Annotated in this window: 14 protein-coding genes, 3 tRNA genes and 1 pseudogene; 7 read left to right on the top strand and 11 right to left on the bottom strand. The window is 58.1% G+C overall.

The window, feature by feature from the left end; translation table 11 throughout:
* Window positions 1-13: 13 nt before the first annotated feature.
* A pseudogene (locus AAFM31_RS02735) lies at window positions 14-1,756 on the bottom strand (DUF1302 domain-containing protein).
* Window positions 1,757-1,998: 242 nt separating this feature from the next.
* Between AAFM31_RS02735 and AAFM31_RS02730 the strand changes: the two are divergent.
* Both AAFM31_RS02730 and AAFM31_RS02725 read left to right on the top strand, forming a co-directional pair.
* On the top strand, window positions 1,999-2,853 hold the full coding sequence (locus AAFM31_RS02730; protein WP_341706354.1) for a plasmid partitioning protein: 855 nt from the start codon (window positions 1,999-2,001) through the stop codon (window positions 2,851-2,853).
* Window positions 2,854-2,969: 116 nt separating this feature from the next.
* Window positions 2,970-4,136, top strand: a complete 1,167-nt coding sequence (locus tag AAFM31_RS02725; protein WP_341706353.1) for a diguanylate cyclase — start codon at window positions 2,970-2,972, stop codon at window positions 4,134-4,136.
* On the opposite strand, the gene AAFM31_RS02720 is transcribed toward AAFM31_RS02725, so the two are convergent.
* The 7 genes from AAFM31_RS02720 to uvrY all read right to left on the bottom strand — a co-directional run bounded on the left by AAFM31_RS02720 (window position 4,133) and on the right by uvrY (window position 7,987).
* Entirely contained in the window at window positions 4,133-4,306 is a 174-nt protein-coding gene (locus tag AAFM31_RS02720) for a hypothetical protein (RefSeq protein ID WP_341706352.1), read from the bottom strand. The genes AAFM31_RS02725 and AAFM31_RS02720 overlap by 4 nt on opposite strands.
* Window positions 4,307-4,554: 248 nt before the next feature.
* Window positions 4,555-4,641: transfer RNA gene (locus AAFM31_RS02715), tRNA-Leu, on the bottom strand.
* Window positions 4,642-4,653: 12 nt separating this feature from the next.
* A tRNA-Cys gene (locus AAFM31_RS02710) sits at window positions 4,654-4,727 on the bottom strand.
* 49 nt (window positions 4,728-4,776) lie between these two features.
* Window positions 4,777-4,852 (bottom strand) — tRNA-Gly (locus AAFM31_RS02705).
* A gap of 61 nt (window positions 4,853-4,913) precedes the next feature.
* Window positions 4,914-5,483 (bottom strand): CDP-diacylglycerol--glycerol-3-phosphate 3-phosphatidyltransferase, encoded by a 570-nt coding sequence (gene pgsA / locus AAFM31_RS02700; protein WP_341706351.1) that lies wholly within the window; start codon window positions 5,481-5,483, stop codon window positions 4,914-4,916.
* A gap of 30 nt (window positions 5,484-5,513) precedes the next feature.
* A complete protein-coding gene (uvrC, locus tag AAFM31_RS02695) occupies window positions 5,514-7,346 on the bottom strand; it encodes an excinuclease ABC subunit UvrC (protein WP_341706350.1) in 1,833 nt (610 codons plus the stop codon).
* On the bottom strand, window positions 7,343-7,987 hold the full coding sequence (gene uvrY / locus AAFM31_RS02690) for a UvrY/SirA/GacA family response regulator transcription factor (protein ID WP_341706349.1): 645 nt from the start codon (window positions 7,985-7,987) through the stop codon (window positions 7,343-7,345). Before uvrY ends, uvrC begins: the two co-directional genes overlap by 4 nt.
* Before the next feature lie 298 nt (window positions 7,988-8,285).
* On the opposite strand from uvrY, the gene AAFM31_RS02685 reads away from it, so the two are divergent.
* From AAFM31_RS02685 to AAFM31_RS02675, 3 genes are all read left to right on the top strand, one after another.
* Entirely contained in the window at window positions 8,286-10,220 is a 1,935-nt protein-coding gene (locus AAFM31_RS02685) for a putative nucleotidyltransferase substrate binding domain-containing protein (protein WP_341706348.1), read from the top strand.
* Window positions 10,217-10,927 carry a 3'-5' exonuclease gene (locus AAFM31_RS02680; RefSeq protein WP_341706346.1) on the top strand — a complete coding sequence of 237 codons (711 nt, stop codon included), beginning with the start codon at window positions 10,217-10,219 and terminating at the stop codon, window positions 10,925-10,927. Before AAFM31_RS02685 ends, AAFM31_RS02680 begins: the two co-directional genes overlap by 4 nt.
* 135 nt (window positions 10,928-11,062) lie before the next feature.
* Window positions 11,063-12,316, top strand: coding sequence for an outer membrane protein transport protein (locus AAFM31_RS02675; protein WP_341706345.1), 1,254 nt, complete (start codon window positions 11,063-11,065; stop codon window positions 12,314-12,316).
* A 60-nt stretch (window positions 12,317-12,376) separates the two neighbouring features.
* Here the strand turns inward: AAFM31_RS02675 and AAFM31_RS02670 are convergent, their stop codons facing one another.
* Both AAFM31_RS02670 and AAFM31_RS02665 read right to left on the bottom strand, forming a co-directional pair.
* On the bottom strand, window positions 12,377-14,143 hold the full coding sequence (locus AAFM31_RS02670; RefSeq protein ID WP_341706344.1) for a sodium:solute symporter family protein: 1,767 nt from the start codon (window positions 14,141-14,143) through the stop codon (window positions 12,377-12,379).
* A 16-nt stretch (window positions 14,144-14,159) separates the two neighbouring features.
* The gene (locus AAFM31_RS02665; RefSeq protein WP_088274190.1) at window positions 14,160-14,426 is read right to left on the bottom strand and encodes a DUF4212 domain-containing protein; all 267 of its coding nucleotides are present in this window, start codon (window positions 14,424-14,426) and stop codon (window positions 14,160-14,162) included.
* 623 nt (window positions 14,427-15,049) lie between these two features.
* On the opposite strand from AAFM31_RS02665, the gene AAFM31_RS02660 reads away from it, so the two are divergent.
* Window positions 15,050-16,516 carry an MFS transporter gene (locus AAFM31_RS02660; protein WP_341706343.1) on the top strand — a complete coding sequence of 489 codons (1,467 nt, stop codon included), beginning with the start codon at window positions 15,050-15,052 and terminating at the stop codon, window positions 16,514-16,516.
* Between the two features lie 122 nt (window positions 16,517-16,638).
* A complete protein-coding gene (locus AAFM31_RS02655; RefSeq protein WP_341706342.1) occupies window positions 16,639-17,316 on the top strand; it encodes a DUF4197 domain-containing protein in 678 nt (225 codons plus the stop codon).
* Window positions 17,317-17,337: 21 nt separating this feature from the next.
* Here AAFM31_RS02655 and AAFM31_RS02650 read toward each other — a convergent pair whose 3' ends face one another.
* The gene (locus AAFM31_RS02650) at window positions 17,338-18,393 is read right to left on the bottom strand and encodes a chemotaxis response regulator protein-glutamate methylesterase (protein ID WP_341706341.1); all 1,056 of its coding nucleotides are present in this window, start codon (window positions 18,391-18,393) and stop codon (window positions 17,338-17,340) included.
* Between the last annotated feature and the right edge of the window lies 1 nt (window position 18,394).

The raw sequence follows: 18,394 nt of genomic DNA, 5'->3' as shown, positions 1-18,394 counted from the left end.
ATATTTCATCCCGTTAGAAGCTGTACTTAACGCTGAGGCTCAGGTAATCGCGATCCGTCCGTTTGTTGGAGAGACCACCGCCTGCGTAGGCGACATAGCGTGCACCGAGGGTCAACGCCTCCTGATAGATCGCGTCCACGCCGATTGCATAGCTGCGCGCATCTTCGATCAGGCCGTTGGTAAGCTGCGGCGCAATGCCGTTGAAGCCGCGCTGGTAGCTGACACTCGGCACCAGATTCACCAGGTTCAGCACGTTGCTATAGGTCAGCGACAGCGTGCCCTGAGCCCCCCAGGCGCTGGACGTTGCAGCGTAATAATCAATATCAGACTCAAGCCCCTGAACCCGGCTGCCTACCAGCTCAACCATTAAGGTGCCGGTGTTTGAGCCAAGGAAGCCATTGAAGCTTTGGATGCCGACCAGTGCCCCCTGCCACATGGCCTTCTCGTCATAGCCATCCAGACGGGTGCCGACCGGTAGCCCGGCGAGATTCCCCAGCAATGCGGTGGGCAGATACTCACCCAGACCGAGGGCAATAGCAGCGTTGGGGCGATAACTCAGCTCACCCGCCAGCGACACGCCGTTCAGCCAGCTGTCCCCACCAAAACTGGTGTTAAAACTCAGGCCATACAGGTGGCGCTTCTCCAGATACTCGGCGTAATAGCGCGAGGTATTGGCAACGGGCAGGACGCCGACGTTGGGAATATTGACCGGCTGCCCAACCGTCAGACCAAGCATCGGCACATTCATGTTGTAACGCATGTAGTAGAAGCCCAACTCGCTGTAGTTGAGCTCAGGCACCAACAGACGCGCTGCAATTCCGTACTGCGCGGCTCCATCTGCCTTGACGTCACCCGCGCGCGGAATATATGTCGTTGGGAGGTAGGCTTTGAGTGCAGCGAGCGCCGGAATGGCAGGCAGGCTATCCGCATAGGCTTGCGCCTGCTCAGGGCTATCGAACGCCAGACCACCGGTCAGCGGCTCCTGCACCGGCGGGACCATCAAGTAGTTACAACCACCACCAATCACGTCCAGCGTGGAAAAGTAGGTTCCACAGGGGTCAATACGGGTTTTCTCCCAGGCGCTGGCGGGCTGCCAATACCCTTCCACCGAGAGACCGTCGGTCACTTCAAGCGAAAGATAGCCCATCATGGTGGGCATATACGCTTCTTTCAGCTCCGAGCCTGGCGCTCTCAGAGCATTGATGTCTACCGGATTGGTTGCACCGATACCGTTTTGGGCGAACAGGCCTTCCCCCCAATTGATAACCTGTCGCCCCGCCCGCAGGTTAAGCGCCCGGCCGGCAACATCCCAGCTACCGAACACAAACGCATCCAGCAAGTCGACATTGGAACCGGCATCATCCAGCCCCTTTTTCGGAATCTCTCGATGGCGACGATCATCATCCATCAACTACAGGTCGTAGAACCCGCGGACCCGAGCAAAAACCCCAAAACGCTCGCGGTAGCTGACGTCCACCTCTGAGACGACTTTCGCCACCTCTGAAAACAGCTCACCCTGTTTGAAGTTCAGATTGCCGTCATCCGAGTTGATTAACCCGGCGTTATCGCCGCGACCGCCGTTCGCACGGGCAATCAGGCGGCTATCCTGATCCTCCATGCGATAGTTGACGCCATACGACAGCGTAGTATCCAGTGCCATCGACCAATCACCTGATCGCGTCTGGTACGCCATGACCTGACTGGTTGCAAGGAGCGTTGCACAGCCAATCGCCCAAGCCTTTCCCTGTGTCGCCACGAGGACCTCCAAAGTATTGTTATTATACGGAACCGGAACACCGGTTCCGATATATATTAGAATCACCCCACCGCCAAGCACAAGTGTCACATGCAACTATTTGTGTCTCAGGTCGGAGACATCGATGCACCCACAAATTTTGTCGCTTGATTATTTGACGGAATCGAACGTCCGATTCTATTTTGTAGCGGCGATCGGCAATCCCTGCCCCGCTAATAACGACAATAAATCGGAGGTACGCAATGCAATTTCACCCCCGCACCTGGCTCAAAAGCGCCGCGTTGATCGGGTTGATGCTCACTGCAGTCAGTAATCAGGCATGGGCAGACTCACCCTGTTCAGAGCGAGCGAAGTCACTACTGCTGCCGGGCAAAATCAGCTGCAGCTACAAATCCGTATGGATCCGGTCCAGCGGCGTCAGCAGCCGAAAGGTCATCTATCAGTTGCCGAGCGGAACCGCTCCGGCAGGTGGCTGGCCTGTAGCGGTGGTGTATCAGGGCTCGTTCTTCCCTCTGGACGACTTCACCTATTACACCACTGACCCATTTGGCGGCTACTACGAAGGACGCGTCGTAAAGACGCTACTGGAAAACGGCTATGCGGTCGTCGCGCCCAGCGCGCCTGCAGACCTGTTCTGGCATACCAACTTGCCGGGACTGGCGACCAACTACGAGTCGAGCACCGACTTCACCTTTCTGACCAACCTGTTTCAAGCGATCGACGACGGCAAGCTGGGGGCTCTGAACGGGGATAGAAAGTACGCAACCGGCATTTCCAGCGGCGGCTACAACACTAGCCGCATGGCGGTGTCCTTTCCTGGCGAGTTTCGCGCATTGGTAGTGCAGTCAGGTTCTTACGCCACGTGCAGCGGACCGATCTGCTCAGTCCCCAACCCATTGCCGGCTAACCATCCACCGACCTATTTCATTCACGGTTTCGTCGATCTGGTCGTTCCGTGGTGGAGCATGGATATGTACTACGACCAGTTGCTCTACCAGAGCATTCCCACCGGACGCTATACCCAAACCACCGGAGGCCACGAATGGTTCCCGGCGTCGGCCAACAAGGTGCTGGCTTGGTTTAACGCCTACCCATAAACTTTTGAGAGCCCGGCCGCATGACGGAGCGCCGGGCTCTCCCTGTTTGTTGCGGCTACCGGCGCCGCCAAGGACAGGGTACACTCCACCGAACGACTTCCCTGCCAACAGCGCTGATGACCGATACTGTGCCGGAAAACTCGCACTGGATAGTACAACTCAACTATCGGAACAGAACGGCGTCATTCGCGTTGCTGTTCGCAGCTATCGGTGTTCATCTAATCGGCTTGGGTCAGGGCTGGGTTGTCTGGATATTCCTTGCAGCACAGTTCCTGCTGTATCCCCACCTGATGTATCTGCGCGCGTCGCGCTCCAGCAATCCACTGGTAACAGAGCTGAACAGCCTGCTTTGTGATTGCTTACTGTTCGGCATCTGGATCGGCTGGCTTGGTTTTCCGCTATGGATTACCTACACCATGGTAATGGGCGTCACCATCAACCTGATGGTATTCCGCGGCCCTCGCGGACTACTTCAGGCGACCGCAACCCTATGCGCGGGTATTGGCCTGTCGTTGCTATTCCACACGCCCCACTTGGCCGTATACACCAACTGGGTATCCAATCTCTTATGCATTGTTGGGCTCAGCCTGTATCTCATGATGGTCGGCAATGTTGCCTTCACCCGAAACGACCGCATTAGAGAAGCCCGGGACCAGCTGCATGAAAGCCAAGACGCACTGCAACGGGCAAACCGGGCGCTGCAACAACAGCTCAAAGAGAACAAGCTGCTACAACAGCAACTGCGCGACATGGCCGACCGCGACCCATTGACGGACGCCTACAACCGTCGATACTTCGACGTCACTATCGCCAGAGAGCTGAGTTTTTGTCAGCGCCATGGCCAGCCACTATCGCTAATTCTGATTGATATCGACCATTTCAAATCGGTCAACGACGACCACGGCCACCAAGCAGGCGATCTGCTGTTGATTGCACTGGCGAAGCTGCTCAATCAGAACTCGCGGGCCAGTGATATCGTCTGCAGGTTTGGAGGAGAAGAATTTCTGGTCGCTTTGCCTAATACGGACTGCATTACTGCCCAGGCGCGGGCCGAGGCGTATCGCCAGGCCTTCGCAGCGCTCGGCATCCAATGGCAGGGGCAGACCGTCAGCCGGACCATCTCGCTTGGGGTGGCCTGCTTTCCTGTGCAGGCAAGCGATGCGGAAGGCCTTCTTCAGTGCGCAGATATTGCTCTGTATCGCGCCAAAAAGTCCGGCCGCAACTGTGTCATCGCGTATGCAAACGAGCAGCACTCAAGTACAGAAGAGCCCGCTGGCGACTAAAGTGTGAGGTTTTGCGGGATGTAGTAGAACACCAGCGCCAACATGCACAGCGCGCCTCCCCACATCAACGCCACCCCGGTTCGCGTCTGTGAGCGGGAAAAGCCGCCGCCGATCAGCATCACGCCTACGGTAAAAATGGCGACTGTCACCCAGAACTGTTCACCACTCATACGCGCCCTCCCGTGTCGATTTCCACTGAGTATATGCCATGAAATACGCAGCAATGCTGATACAGGTCAGACGACGGGGGCTTAGGTACGCAAGGACTGAGAGGCTGCACCCCAGGATGACCTCGGCGGGGCATTGAACTATTCAACGCAGAACGTCTGAAACACCAGGATGCTCAGGCAGGGCTAGGTGACGTCGCGCGTCAAGATCAGGACTGCTTCGGCTAGATGGCTGAAAGGCGCTTGGTAGATGGTGCCCGGAGCCGGGGTCGAACCGGCACGACCTAAAGGTCGAGGGATTTTAAGTCCCTTGCGTCTACCAATTTCGCCATCCGGGCGAAAGTAAAGATTGGAGGCCGAGGTCGGAATCGAACCGGCGTACACGGATTTGCAATCCGCTGCATGACCACTCTGCCACCCGGCCTCAAAAAAGATAAGCTGTACTGTGGATGACGTCAGCACAACAAAAAAACTGGAGCGGGAAACGAGACTCGAACTCGCGACCCCGACCTTGGCAAGGTCGTGCTCTACCAACTGAGCTATTCCCGCATCGGACGGCGCTCATTCTATCCATCTGCACCGGCCTGTCAAGTTATTGATTCAAAAAAAGTTATTTGGAGGAATTTTGATCACTATCGGGGCGCAAATGCGGCCAGGCGGCAATCAGATAGACCACCATCGACCACAACGTGAGCACAGCTGACATTGCCAGCAGGACATAACCCACAACGACCCAGAGCGTCAGCTCTGGCGGGTTGGCCAGCAGCACCACCAGCGCCACCATTTGCAACGCGGTCTTGTATTTGCCCAGCTTGGAAACGGCCACATGCGCCCTTGCGCCCATCTCGGCCATCCACTCACGTAACGCCGAGATCACCAGTTCACGCCCGATGATGATTGCTGCCGGCGCGGTAATCCAGAAGTTGGCATGGTGCTGGACCAGCAGAACCAATGCGATAACGACCATCAATTTGTCGGCAACCGGATCCAGGAACGCACCAAATGGCGTGCTTTGCTCCAGTTTGCGTGCCAAATAGCCGTCCAGCCAGTCGGTGACACTGGCCAGCGTAAAGACCAGCGCTGCTGCCATGTAGCTCCAGTGGAACGGCATGTAGAACAGCAGGATGAAGATCGGAATCAGCGCGACCCGAAGCAGGGTCAGGATATTTGGAATGTTCATGGTGTCCGCGGCCTTGTACGAGTGGCCATTCTAATCGCTATGCAGAACAGCATAAATCTGTTCTGCGAGTTTTTTGCTGATACCCGGTGCCTTGGCGATTTCCACGGCACTCGCCCTTTTCAACTCTTGCAACCCACCGAAGTGCTTCAGCAGCTCACGGCGGCGCTTGGGCCCTACCCCGGCGATACCTTCAAGGCTGGAACTGGTTCGCGCCTTGCCTCTGCGCTGCCGGTGTCCGGTAATCGCAAAGCGGTGCGCTTCATCTCGTATGTGCTGAATCAGATGCAGCGCAGGCGAATGGCCGGGCAGGACCAGCTCGTTGTCCGGTGTATTGAGGTAAAGGGTTTCCATACCCGCCTTACGGGTGACACCTTTGGCGACGCCGACCAGTGTCAGATCATGGATGGCTAGCTCCTGCAGCACGTCACGAGCCATATTCATCTGGCCCTTGCCACCGTCGACCAGCAGGATGTCGGGCATCTTGCCCTCACCGTCCTTGATCCGCGAGAAGCGCCGCATCAGCGCCTGGTGCATCGCTGCATAGTCATCGCCCGCAGTTACCCCTTCGATATTGAAGCGGCGGTAATCGCTTTTGAGCGGCCCCTCCGGTCCAAACACGACGCATGAGGCGACCGTAGCCTCCCCGCTCGAGTGACTGATGTCGTAGCACTCGAGTCGAGTCGGCAGCTCATCAAGCATCAGCGCCTGCTGCAACGCCTCAAAACGCTGCTGGACGTGCTGCCGATTGCTCAGCAGGCTGGCGAGCGATTGCTCGGCGTTACTGGCGGCCAATTCCTGCCAACGTCGTCGGGTGCCCCGCACACGTGCCGTGATGCTGACGTTGAAGCCCCGCGCCTCACTCAGCGCGCTGGTGATCACCGGGAAGTCCTCATTCTCAGCATTGACGATGATTTCTGCCGGCACTTCACGCTCCGCGGCCCCGAGATAGTACTGAGGCAAAAAGGCCGACAGCACTTCACCCGGCTGCTGCTCGATCGGGACCCGCGGGAAGTGGTTCTTGCTGCCCAGCACCCGACCGTGGCGGACCATAATGACGTGCACGCAGGCGCCACCGGGCGCGACCGCTGCAGCAACGATGTCCGCACTCCCATGCTCGGTGTCGATATTCTGCTGGTCCTGCACCCGGCGCAGCAATGCGAGCTGGTCGCGCAACTCGGCCGCGCGCTCGAAATCAAGCGCCATCGATGCCTGCTCCATTGCGGACGTCAGCTCGTCATTCAGTGCATTGCTGCGACCTTCCAGAAACATCACCGAGTGACGGACATCCTCTGCGTACTCCGCTGCGTCCACCAGGCCTACGCAAGGCGCTTTGCAGCGCTTAATCTGGTACTGCAGGCACGGACGTGTGCGATTGCGGTAGTAACTGTCCTCACACTGGCGAACCAGGAACGCCTTCTGTAGCAGGTTGAGGCTCTCACGAATCGCCCCGGCACTGGGGTAAGGGCCAAAATAACGCCCTTTCGCCCGCTTGCTCCCACGGTGTAGCCCCAGGCGCGGGAACGCATCGTTACTCGACAAAAACACGTACGGGTAGGACTTGTCGTCCCGAAGCAGAATGTTGTACGGCGGGCGATTGGCCTTAATCAGACTCTGTTCCAGCAGCAGCGCTTCGGTCTCGTTGGCCGTGATCGTAGTATCGACCTGCTGGATGCGGGCAACCAGCGCCTCGGTTTTGGGGCTCAGGCCGGTCTTGCGAAAGTAGCTCGACAGGCGTTTTTTAAGGTTGCCAGCCTTACCGACGTACAGCAGCTCGCCCTCGGCATCGAACATCCGATAGACGCCGGGTTTGCTGCTGGCCGCGGCCAGAAAGGCTTTGGCATCAAATGCGGGAGAGGTACTCACTGCCGAGTTGCATCGACCATGCCGTGGCGCACGGCCAGCAGGGTTAGCTCGACATCACTGGTAATGCCGAGCTTTTCGAAAATACGGTAGCGGTAGGTATTTACCGTCTTCGGGCTCAGGCACAACTTGTCGGAGATACTTTGCACTTTCTCACAGCTGACGATCATCAAGGTAATCTGAATTTCACGCTCGGAAAGGCAGTCGAAAGGAGAGTCGCCACCGGGATTGAACTGTTTGAGAGCGAGTTGCTGGGCGACGTCAGGACTGATGTAACGCTGACCGGAGTGCACCTGACGGATTGCGGAAACCATTTCTTCGAGCGCTGCACCCTTGGTCACATAACCTGCCGCACCGGCTTGCATGAGACGGGTTGGAAACGGTTCTTCGTCGCAGACGGTGACAGCAATCACTTTGACGTGTTTGTCGTGCTGCACCAGTTTGCGGGTGGCTTCGAGGCCACCAATACCCGGCATGCGCACGTCCATAAGGATGACATCCGGCTTGAGCTCACGAGCGCGGGTCACGGCAGTTTCACCGCTGTCCGCCTCGCCGATCACGGAGAGCCCAGGGACATCACTCAGCATACGACTGATGCCCATACGCACGAGGTCATGGTCATCAACCACCAGTACCTTGATCAAGCCCTACCCCTTGAACAAACTCAACCTGTTACCCCGCAAACGCGGAGGCGGCATCCCAGCACCCTGCCTTACTATACTGAGCGAACGCGCCGCTCGCGCTGACGGTATTACGTCGACTGACAAGTCACGCGCGGCGTGTTTGAAGGCGCAACAATAACAAAATGACTAGTCATATGAAATCACTTGTCCATGTACTTGCGATGCAAGTTCAGACTGTGCATTGATCAGCGACCAAGGTCGGATAGTCCCGGACCAGCAACAGCGCAACACTGGCGGCAAACAAGAAGGCCTACAGCCGATGAACAAAGACGACAGGTTCACCCAAGCCGGCAAAACTGCGGTGATGCAGAACATTCAGGGCATCATCGGCTTTCTGCTCGGTTACCCGCCATTCAACCTTATGGAGCAGAGTCATCTCGCCTGGTTGGTGGAGCATGCACAGCTCCGATTTTTTGCTGCTGGCGATCCGATTTTGCAGCCGCAGGACGGGCCGGTTCAGCACTTCTTCATCGTCAAGCAGGGGCTGATTCGGGGCGAGCGCGTGGTGCCCGGACGGGATGAGCCGGATACTACCTTTGAAATCGGCACAGGCGAGTGCTTTCCGCTGGCAGCGCTGCTGGGCGAACGGGCAACTCGCACGCTGCACCGCGCAGCCGAAGACAGCTTTTGCCTGACGATCAAGCGCGACGACTTCGTCACCCTGTTCAGCCAGTCACTGCCGTTCAGGGACTTCGCGCTGCGTGGCGTCAGCAGCCTGCTGGAGCAGGTCAATCAGCAGGCGCAGAAACAGGCTAGTGAAACGCTCGGCGCACAGTACTCGCTCGATACTCGGCTAGACAGCCTGATTACCCGCAGGCCAGTTCAATGCGCACCGGAAACCAGTATCCGCAACGCAGTAAAACAGATGCACGAGGCTGGAGTCGGGAGCATCGTTATCATCGATCAGCAGCAGTCGCCCGCGGGCATCTTTACCCTGCGCGACCTGCGCGCGCTGATTGCCAACGATGAGGCGAACCTCGACAACAGTATCGCCACGGTGATGACCCCCAAACCCACCGCACTACCCTCCTCTTCAAGCGCCTTTGATGCAGCCATCGCCATGACCAGGCGCCACATTGCCCACATCTGTCTGGTCGACAACGGCAAATTGACCGGTGTTGTATCGGAACGCGATCTGTTCTCGCTGCAGCGGGTGAATCTCGTGCATCTCGCCCGCATGCTCCGACAGGCAGAGACTGTTGAGCGTCTCGCCGAGCTGCGCAGCGAGATTCACAAACTGGTAGACAGCATGCTGGCCCACGGCGCGTCATCCGGCCAGATTACCCGCATCATCACACTGTTCAACGACCACACTGTGTGCCGGGTGATCGAATTGAGTCTGCTTGCCCATGGCGACCCCGGCATCCCCTTCAGCTGGCTGTGCTTCGGTAGCGAGGGCCGTCAGGAGCAGACTCTGCATACGGATCAGGACAACGGCATGCTGTTCACCGCAGCCTCGAGCGCCGAAGCAGAGTCCCGTCGCCAGCAACTGCTGCCACTGGCCAGCCATATCAACCATGCACTGGCCGTGTGTGGCTTTACCCTGTGCAAGGGCAACATCATGGCCAGCAACCCTGAACTATGTCTTTCAGCTCAGGAATGGCGGGACAAATTCGCCCGCATGGTTCGCAGCACGACACCAGCCAACTTGCTCAGCTCATCCATTTACTTCGATTTTCGGGTGGTCTGGGGTGACAAACGCGGCGCTGAACAATTATTTGCGGAAGTGCTACGGCAGATCGGCAACAACACCCTGTTCCAGCAGCAGATGGCTCAAAACGCCCTGCTGAACCGCCCGCCGATTGGCCGCTTGCGTGACTTTGTGGTTGCCCGCTCGGGTGCTGAAAAGGACACTCTGGATACCAAGGTGCAAGGGCTAAGCCCCTTTGTTGATGGCGCCAGGTTGCTCGCCTTGGCTAACGGTATCAGCGTCAGCAATACCCTTGAGCGCCTGCAGCAATTGCGCGAGCGCAGGGTACTTGATCCACAGGACGCCGATGCCTACATCGAGGGTTATCAGTTCATCCAGTTGGTGCGCATGCAGCAGCATCAGCAACAGGAGCGTGACGGCAAGCCCTTCAGCAACCGGCTGGATCCGGAGAGCTTGAATCAACTCGACCGCCGCATCCTGCGCGAGTCATTCCGTCAAGCCAAGCGTCTGCAGGCCAGCCTGGCATTGAGGTACAACCTGTGAACCCACTGGCGTGGTTGCACAAGCGCAGGCGCGGCTTGACGGCACACCAGCAAGCGCGCCTTGATGCACTGCCGCAAGCCCAGCCGCTGGACAGCACGCTTCTTTCGGACTGCCGTTTTGTCGTCATGGACCTGGAAACCAGCGGCCTGAACGTCAATCGCGACCGTATCCTGTCCGTTGGCGCGGTGGTGATCGAAAACGGACTGATCGACCTCGGCAGTCAGTACGAATGCACGCTGTATCAGGAAAATCACCGCGTCACCGAGTCAGTGCTGATTCACGGCATTGCCCCCAGCGCCGTCGCGGAGGGCGTGGCCGCGGCCGACGCTCTGCTCGATTTCATGGATTTTGCCGGACAGTGCGTTTTTATCGCGTTTCATGCAGCGTTCGACCACCGCATGCTGCAACGCGGTTTGCGTGATGAATTGGGCCATAGATTGCGACACCGCTTCCTGGATGTGGCCGAGTTGGCACCTATGCTTTGCCCCCAAGGCAGCAGGAGACAGAGCCTCGACGATTGGCAGCAGCATTTCAAGGTGGTCAACCAGCAACGTCACCACGCCGCCGCAGATGCACTTGCTACCGCCGAGTTGATGCTCATCCTGCTATCGCTTGCCCGACGCGAAAAGCTGCTCACGCTCGCGGACCTGGAATCCCGACTTCGGCACTGGCGCCGACTGCGGCAAGCTCGAATCGGCAGCATGTAGCGACACAAACGTGCAAATTGTCGTCATTTGACGCCAACAACTCCACTTATACCGCCAGATAGCGCTAGTAAATGACAGTGATTCTTGATAGCGTGCGCGCCCTTTCAAGAACCTCGATCATTTGCGGAGCATTCCATGACCAGACACGCCTGGCTGAAGTCTACTGTTGCCCTGGCCGTCACCCTTGCCTCTACCAGCGCTGCTGCTAACGGGCTCAGCATCAACGAGCAAAGCGCCAGCGGCATGGGAACTGGATTTGCAGGACGCTCATCCGCCGCCGAAGACGCCAGCACCCTGTTTGGCAACCCGGCCGGCATGTCCAAGTTGGACAGAACTGAAGTTGTTGGCGGCTTCGCGACCATCTTCGCCTCAACCGACATTGAGAACGCACAAGGCATCTTTGCCGGTAGCAACGACGGCGACATGGTTCCTGTTGCCACCGTCCCCTTCGGCTATCTGGTGACCCCGCTGAACGACCGCTGGCACGCAGGTATCGGTGTCTATGCGCCGTTTGGTGTCATCGGCGACTACGAGAAAGGTTTTCAGGGCCGCTACCACGGCATGTATAGCGGCGTGCAGGTAGTTACCCTGCAGCCGACTCTGAGCTATCAGGTTAATGAGCGGGTATCGGTTGGCTTTGGCCCGACTATCAACCAGATCAAGGGTAAGTTGACTCGCAACTCGCCGCACGCCGTCGCTCCCGGCGTTGGCCCGGACACCCTCGTTAACGTCAAGGGCGACGATTTCGGCTACGGTTTTAACGCCGGCGTGTTGGTCGACATCAACGACCATCTGCGCTGGGGTCTGACCTATCACTCCAAGGTGGATTACGCACTGGAAGGACGTACCCGTGTCACCGGTTCCGTCGCTCCCGGCTTGAACGGTACCTACGATGCGGGGCTGGACTTCACCTCGCCTGAATCTATCGACACCTCTTTGACCTGGGCTGTTGATAACGCTTGGACCCTTTACGCAGGTACTACCTGGACGCGCTGGAGCCGTCTCGACAAAATCGTGATCGAAAACGACGGCGTTGCTGCCGCCTATCAGGGGCGCATCGGTAGCATCGTCGAAGAAATGCAGTGGGATGACATCCTGTCATGGGCTGTGGGTGCAGCCTACCAGCTCAACCCGGAGTGGGTTTTGCGTGCTGGGTTTACCTACGATCCGTCTCCGACCAACGATACCCACCGCACCGTGCGTATTCCGGTATCGGACCGCAAGGTATTCTCACTCGGCGCAGGTTGGGACGTGACTCCCGACCTGACTCTGGATGTAGCCTATTCATACCTGCATGAGGCCAAAGGCGAGATCAACACCGCCGACTACACGGCGGAGTTCAGCAATTCCGCACACGGCCTGGCCACTCAGGCCACCTGGCGCTTCTGATCTACAGGCAATAAAAAACGCCCCGCATGATGCGGGGCGTTTTCATTTCGGCATCAGCGATCAGTGATCGACTGCTGCACCGGCACCACGCGGGATACGAATATCCTCAATCAGGTGCTGGATCTTCTCCGGCGGCGCCTTGGTCACAGAGGCAACCAATACCGCAGCGATGAAGTTAAAGATCATGCCCAAGGTACCAATCCCTTCCGGCGAAATGCCAAACCACCAGTCTTCTGCAGTCGCAGTCGGGTTGATGAACTTGAAGTAGACGATATAGCTGAAGGTGAAGGTCAGACCGACGATCATCCCGGCGATAGCCCCTTCCTTGTTCATCTTCTTCGAGAAAATACCCATGACGATGACCGGGAAGAACGAGGCCGCCGCCAGTCCGAACGCGAAGGCGACCACCTGCGCCACGAAGGCCGGTGGATAAATCCCGAACAGACCCGCAATGGCGATGGCGACACCCGCAGCTACCCGGGCAGCCAGCAGTTCCTGCTTTTCGGTAATGTTCGGCGCCATGTTGCTCTTCAGCAGGTCGTGGGAGACAGAGGTAGAAATCACCAGCAGTAGACCCGCCGCAGTAGACAACGCCGCAGCTAGACCACCCGCCGCAATCAGCGCAACCACCCAGCCGGGCAGATCCGCAATTTCCGGGTTGGCCAGAACCATGATGTCGCGGTCCACATACAGCTCCGTGGTGGCAGCAGTCGGCTCGTTGCTGATCAGACGCTCGCCGTTGGCACCACGCTCATCAGTGAACTTCGGAGCACCAACGAACGGAGCACCCGGGCCGTACTGAATCACACCATCGTTGTTCTTGTCCTGCCAAGCGATCAGACCGGCGTTCTCCCACGTCTTCAGCCAGGTCGGAACCTGCTCATAGGCAACGTTCGGAACAGAGGTCAGCAGGTTGGTACGAGCAAACGCAGCAACCGCCGGCGCAGTGGTGTACAGAATCGCAATGAACAGCAGCGCGTAACCAGCAGACTTGCGCGCATCACGCACGGTCGGCGTGGTGAAGAAGCGCACGATTACGTGCGGCAGACCGGCAGTACCGACCATCAGCGCCATGGTGATGAAGAACACATCGATGGTCGACTTGGAACCGTCGGTGTATGCCCCAAAGCCAAGTTCAGCGCCCAGCCCGTTTAGGCGTTCCAGCACCGATTGTCCGGTACCGGTTACCTCGCTACCAAAGCCCAATTGCGGGATCGGGTTGCCGGTAATCAGCATGGAGATATAAATAGCTGGAACCATGTAGGCGAAGATCATCACGCAGTATTGCGCTACCTGGGTGTAGGTGATGCCCTTCATGCCGCCGAGAACGGCGTAGAAGAACACGATGGCCATGCCGATAACGACGCCAGTGTTGATATCCACTTCCAGGTAACGGGAGAACACGATGCCAACACCGCGCATCTGACCTGCCACATAAGTGAAGGAAATGAAGATCACACAGATCACCGCAACCACCCGGGCAGTCTGCGAGTAGTAACGCTCGCCAACAAACTCCGGCACGGTAAATTTACCGAACTTGCGCAGGTAGGGCGCCAGACACATCGCCAACAGCACGTAGCCGCCGGTCCAGCCCATCAGGTAGACCGAGCCATCGAAACCAGTGAAGGAAATGATACCGGCCATGGAGATGAAGGATGCAGCGGACATCCAGTCAGCACCGGTAGCCATACCGTTGGCAATTGGGTGTACGCCTTTGCTCGCCACGTAGTATTCGCTGGTGCTACCCGCGCGAGACCAGATGGCAATGGCGATATACAGCGCGAAGGTCGCGCCGACGAACAGATAGATCAGAGTTTGGGTATCCATCGCTGGGATCCTGTTCTTATTCTTCGTGGAAGTCGTACTTGCGATCGAGCTGGTTCATCTTCCAGACGTACACGAAGATGAGCACCACGAAGGCGTAGATGGAACCCTGCTGGGCAAACCAGAACCCCAGCGGGAAGCCGAAGAACTGGATGGCGTTGAGCTGGTCTACGAACAGCACGCCGGCACCGAAGGAAACCACAAACCAGACGACCAGCAAGGTCAGCATGAGTTTGAGGTTTTCACGCCAGTAACCGCGCGCTGCCTCTTCTTTTGACATGGACATTAGCGTCTCCATTGTTGTTGTTATTACGTCAGTAACGGTAGCACCGGGATGCGCAAGTGAAGAGTAAGACTTTGGTAGAACGCAGCGCTTACGCGCGCTTTATTACCTCTAATAAATATTCGAAATACCGTTTAATCCATTGATTTTTAATGTCTTTATAAAACCGGAACTGCACGAATAAGTGGCGTATTAGACTAAGGAAGCACAGGTAGCGTTTTCTGGCTGCGGTGCCCCGTGTGAAAGGCACGTCACTACCACTAGCCAGCCCGCGAAGAGTTGCCAGCCAAGCCAAACCAGACTCATTCCACTCAGGTGCCGAATCCCATTCCCCTTTCGTTCCTGCGCAGGCCGGCAGCCCCTACCGCGCCATCAATACCGTGGCATTTGCATCATGGATCGACGCCGAGCCTCTCATACGGCCGTTTGGCGCGTAGGCCACGCCGCTCGGCGGCTGCGCTGTTATCCCCCCTCGGGCTGCTGACACAGTCGGTCACAAAGACTCATCCGCGATGGGCCGCAGCCGCGCCAATTATCGATATGCTGAGGATCGTGCGGTAAGCATCAGGCGCGCCTGACTGCAGCCGGCATCTACTAATAACAAGATACTCAGCAGGGGGTTGACCATGGGAGCCGTCATTGGCGGAGAAAGCAGGGGGCTAGGCCAAGTGGCCGGCTACGGGTCCAAGGCGTACCGCAACTATGTACTCTTGGCCTTAACCCTCATTTACATCTTGAACTTCGTCGACCGCGCCCTGCTAGCAGTCGTCGGCCCCGATCTGGTGCCGGATCTCAAAATTACTGATACGCAGTTTGGCCTTCTTACCGGCTTCGGTTTCGCCCTGCTCTACACCGCCGTGGGTATTCCGCTAGCCCGCTTTGCCGATGTTGGTCATCGCGTATGGATCATGACCGTCTGTGTGGCGCTATGGTCGCTGATGACGGCCGCCTGCGGCCTTGCAACGGAAGTGACTATTGGCTCGATAACGATAGGGGCGTTCTGGATTCTGCTGATATGTCGCGTCGGTGTGGGAATCGGCGAGGCTGGCTGTACCCCGCCGGCCAACTCCCTGATTGCAGATTATTTTATCCCGCGAGAGCGCTCTCAGGCGCTGGGCTTCTACGCCATGGGCGTCACCCTCGGCACTATGTTTGCCAACCTGATTGGCGGTTGGGTCACCGACATGTTCGACTGGCGCACCGCCTTTTTTGTTGTCGGTTTGCCCGGGTTGCTGGTTGCCCTTGTCTTCAAACTGACGGTCAAGGAGCCGCCCCGCGGCTACACAGACCCCCAGGTTACCGAGAAGAAGGAGCGAGCAGGCCTGAAGGAGGCGATCCATGAGCTTATGGGCAAGCCAGCGTTCTGGCTGATGACCGCCGGCGCCACAATTGCCGCGTTTTGTGGTTACGGCATCTCCTCGTTCCAGTCGCTCTTTCTAGTTCGCACCTACGAAATCACCGCCGGCCAGGCAGCCATCTGGATCAACACCCCAGTAGCGCTGTCAGCTGCCATTGGCACCTTCGCCACCGGTTGGCTGGCGACCAGAATTTACAAAAAGCACCCAGGTGCCATCGCCTGGGTACCGGCGGCAGGTCTGACGCTGTCTGTGCCCTTCTATATTTTTGCCTTCACCACCGACAGCCTGCTCTACGCAGCAATCGGCCTGGTCATCGGCGGCTTCGTGAAGTACGGCTACCTGGCCGCTCAATACACCATCGGCCAGGGTGTGGTCAGCATGCGAGTGCGTGCTATGGCCACGGCAGTGATGCTGCTGCTGGTCAACCTGCTTGGCTACGGCTTTGGTCCGCTGTTCATTGGCGCGGTGTCCGACATTTTCTTCAAGTCCGGCGTTGCCGAGCTGGGTGTCGCCGCGGGTGAGCTGGCGCGCAATCAATGCCATCCCGCGGTGGTTGGTCAGCTAGCCGAGAACCTGCAGCAAGTCTGCGGGCAGGTCTATGCGCAAAGCCTGCAGACCTCCATGGTCATCATGGCCTGCCTCTACGCCGCCAGCGGGCTGTGCTTCCTGTTGACCTGGCGCCGACTGGACAAGGATATGGTGGACAGACAGCGCGAAGTGCCGGTCACCGCTTGAATAACTACCCAGAGGGCGCATTGCGCCCTCTCTTGTCGCAGCTCAGGCAGCCCGGCTGACTCGCGGCGCGCCCGCTGCTGAACTACAGTCGTACAGATATCTGTCACTGGAGAGTCCTGACCATGAAGCGCCTCGCCCTGATGCTCTGCACTACCCTGCTGTCGTTTAATGCATTCGCGTTATCACTGTCAGATTTTAGCCAGCAGGACACGGCGGTGGCGATGAAAGAGGCGCTGACTCAGAGCGCCAGGGTGGCCGTCAGCGAATTGGGTACCCCCGGCGGCTTCAGCAACAACCCGGATGTGCGCATTGAGTTGCCGGGCAAACTGGGCAGTGCCGCCCGTACGCTGAAAATGATGGGCATGGGAAGCCAGATCACCGCGCTGGAAAACAGCATGAACGCTGCAGCAGAAGCAGCAGTGCCTCAGGCCGAAACCATTCTGGTCAATGCCATCAGCAATATGAGCCTGACTGACGCCAAGGGCATTATCACCGGGGGTAACGACTCGGCGACTCAATACCTGGAGCGAAACAGCCGCGAGCAAATCCGCGCCCTGTTTTTGCCCTCGGTAAAAGCGGCTACAGATCAGGTTGGTGTAGCGCAGCAATACAATGCGTTTGCCTCGCAAGCCGCCGGCTTTGGCGTGGTCGACCCGAGCGCAACTAGCGTTGAGAACTACGTGACCGAAAAAGCCCTCGATGGTCTGTTTACGATGATTGCCGAACAGGAAGCCTCAATCCGCAACGACCCCGCCGCTGCGGCCAGCAGCCTGGCGCGTAAGGTCTTTGGTGCTCTGTGAATCAAGAAACCGGGTATCGCTTTATACCCGGTTGCCGCGTCCGACTTGCTTCATGTGATTGACCAGGCGGGCGGCAACGTGCTCCAGCGGCAGCACCTCGGACACGCCGCCCAGACGAATCGCCTCTTTCGGCATACCAAATACCACGCAACTCGCTTCATCCTGGGCGATGGTCAGGGCACCGTGTTGCTGCATGGTCAGCATGCCCTGCCCGCCATCCTTGCCCATACCGGTCAACAGCACACCGGTTGCACTGGCGCCACAGGTGCGCGCTACCGAGTCGAACATCACATCGACCGACGGCTTGTGTCGATTCACCGGGTCCGCATCGGAAAGCCTGCACACCAGATCTGCCCCGTAGCGCTCGACCAGCAGGTGCTTGTCGCCAGGAGCCAGATACGCGTGTCCGGGCAAGATGCGTTCACCGCCCTTCACTTCCTGTACCCGCAAACGTGAAACCCGATCGAGGCGCGCGGCATAAGAAGTCGTAAACCCGGGCGGCATGTGCTGCGTCATGACGATACCCGGCATCCCCACCGGCAGCGCTTCAAGTACGGCTCTGATCGCCTCGGTACCACCGGTCGAGGCGCCAATTGCAATTACATGCTCGGTGCCCTGGTAGCTGATTGTGTCCGGTATCGCGCCGCCGCCAGCCGCCTTGGGCGCGGCCCGTTTGACCTTGGCCTGGGCTGCAGCGCGAAGCTTGTCGAGCAGCACCTCGCGGTACTCCTCCAACCCCTTTCTGATGTCCAGCTTGGGCTTGGCGACAAAATCGACCGCGCCCAGCTCCAGCGCGCGCAACGTCGCGTCCGCCCCCTCTTCCGTGAGCGTCGACACCATCACCACAGGGGTCGGGCGCGCCTTCATCAGCTTGGCCAAAAACGTCAGGCCATCCATGCGCGGCATTTCGATATCCAGAGTAATCACATCCGGTGCGAACTCGTTGACCAGATCACGGGCAGCGTAGGCGTCGCTGGCCGTGCCAACCAGACGAAACCCGGGGGCGGTTCGAATAAGCTCGCCCAGCACCTGACGAATCAACGCCGAATCATCAACCACTAACACCGATATGGTCATG

The sequence above is a fragment of the Halopseudomonas sp. genome (assembly GCF_038130085.1).
Classification (GTDB): Bacteria; Pseudomonadota; Gammaproteobacteria; order Pseudomonadales; family Pseudomonadaceae; genus Halopseudomonas.
This window is presented reverse-complemented; position numbering and strand designations above follow the sequence as displayed.

What these genes read in the sequence shown, in the direction of transcription:
- AAFM31_RS02730 (WP_341706354.1), top strand. Translation starts at nt 1,999, where the DNA reads ATGCAATTTCACCCCCGCACCTGGCTCAAAAGCGCCGCGTTGATCGGG.
- AAFM31_RS02725 (WP_341706353.1), top strand. Translation starts at nt 2,970, where the DNA reads ATGACCGATACTGTGCCGGAAAACTCGCACTGGATAGTACAACTCAAC.
- AAFM31_RS02720 (WP_341706352.1), bottom strand. Translation starts at nt 4,306, where the DNA reads ATGAGTGGTGAACAGTTCTGGGTGACAGTCGCCATTTTTACCGTAGGC.
- pgsA (WP_341706351.1), bottom strand. Translation starts at nt 5,483, where the DNA reads ATGAACATTCCAAATATCCTGACCCTGCTTCGGGTCGCGCTGATTCCG.
- AAFM31_RS02685 (WP_341706348.1), top strand. Translation starts at nt 8,286, where the DNA reads ATGAACAAAGACGACAGGTTCACCCAAGCCGGCAAAACTGCGGTGATG.
- AAFM31_RS02675 (WP_341706345.1), top strand. Translation starts at nt 11,063, where the DNA reads ATGACCAGACACGCCTGGCTGAAGTCTACTGTTGCCCTGGCCGTCACC.
- AAFM31_RS02670 (WP_341706344.1), bottom strand. Translation starts at nt 14,143, where the DNA reads ATGGATACCCAAACTCTGATCTATCTGTTCGTCGGCGCGACCTTCGCG.
- AAFM31_RS02665 (WP_088274190.1), bottom strand. Translation starts at nt 14,426, where the DNA reads ATGTCCATGTCAAAAGAAGAGGCAGCGCGCGGTTACTGGCGTGAAAAC.
- AAFM31_RS02660 (WP_341706343.1), top strand. Translation starts at nt 15,050, where the DNA reads ATGGGAGCCGTCATTGGCGGAGAAAGCAGGGGGCTAGGCCAAGTGGCC.
- AAFM31_RS02655 (WP_341706342.1), top strand. Translation starts at nt 16,639, where the DNA reads ATGAAGCGCCTCGCCCTGATGCTCTGCACTACCCTGCTGTCGTTTAAT.
- AAFM31_RS02650 (WP_341706341.1), bottom strand. Translation starts at nt 18,393, where the DNA reads ATGACCATATCGGTGTTAGTGGTTGATGATTCGGCGTTGATTCGTCAG.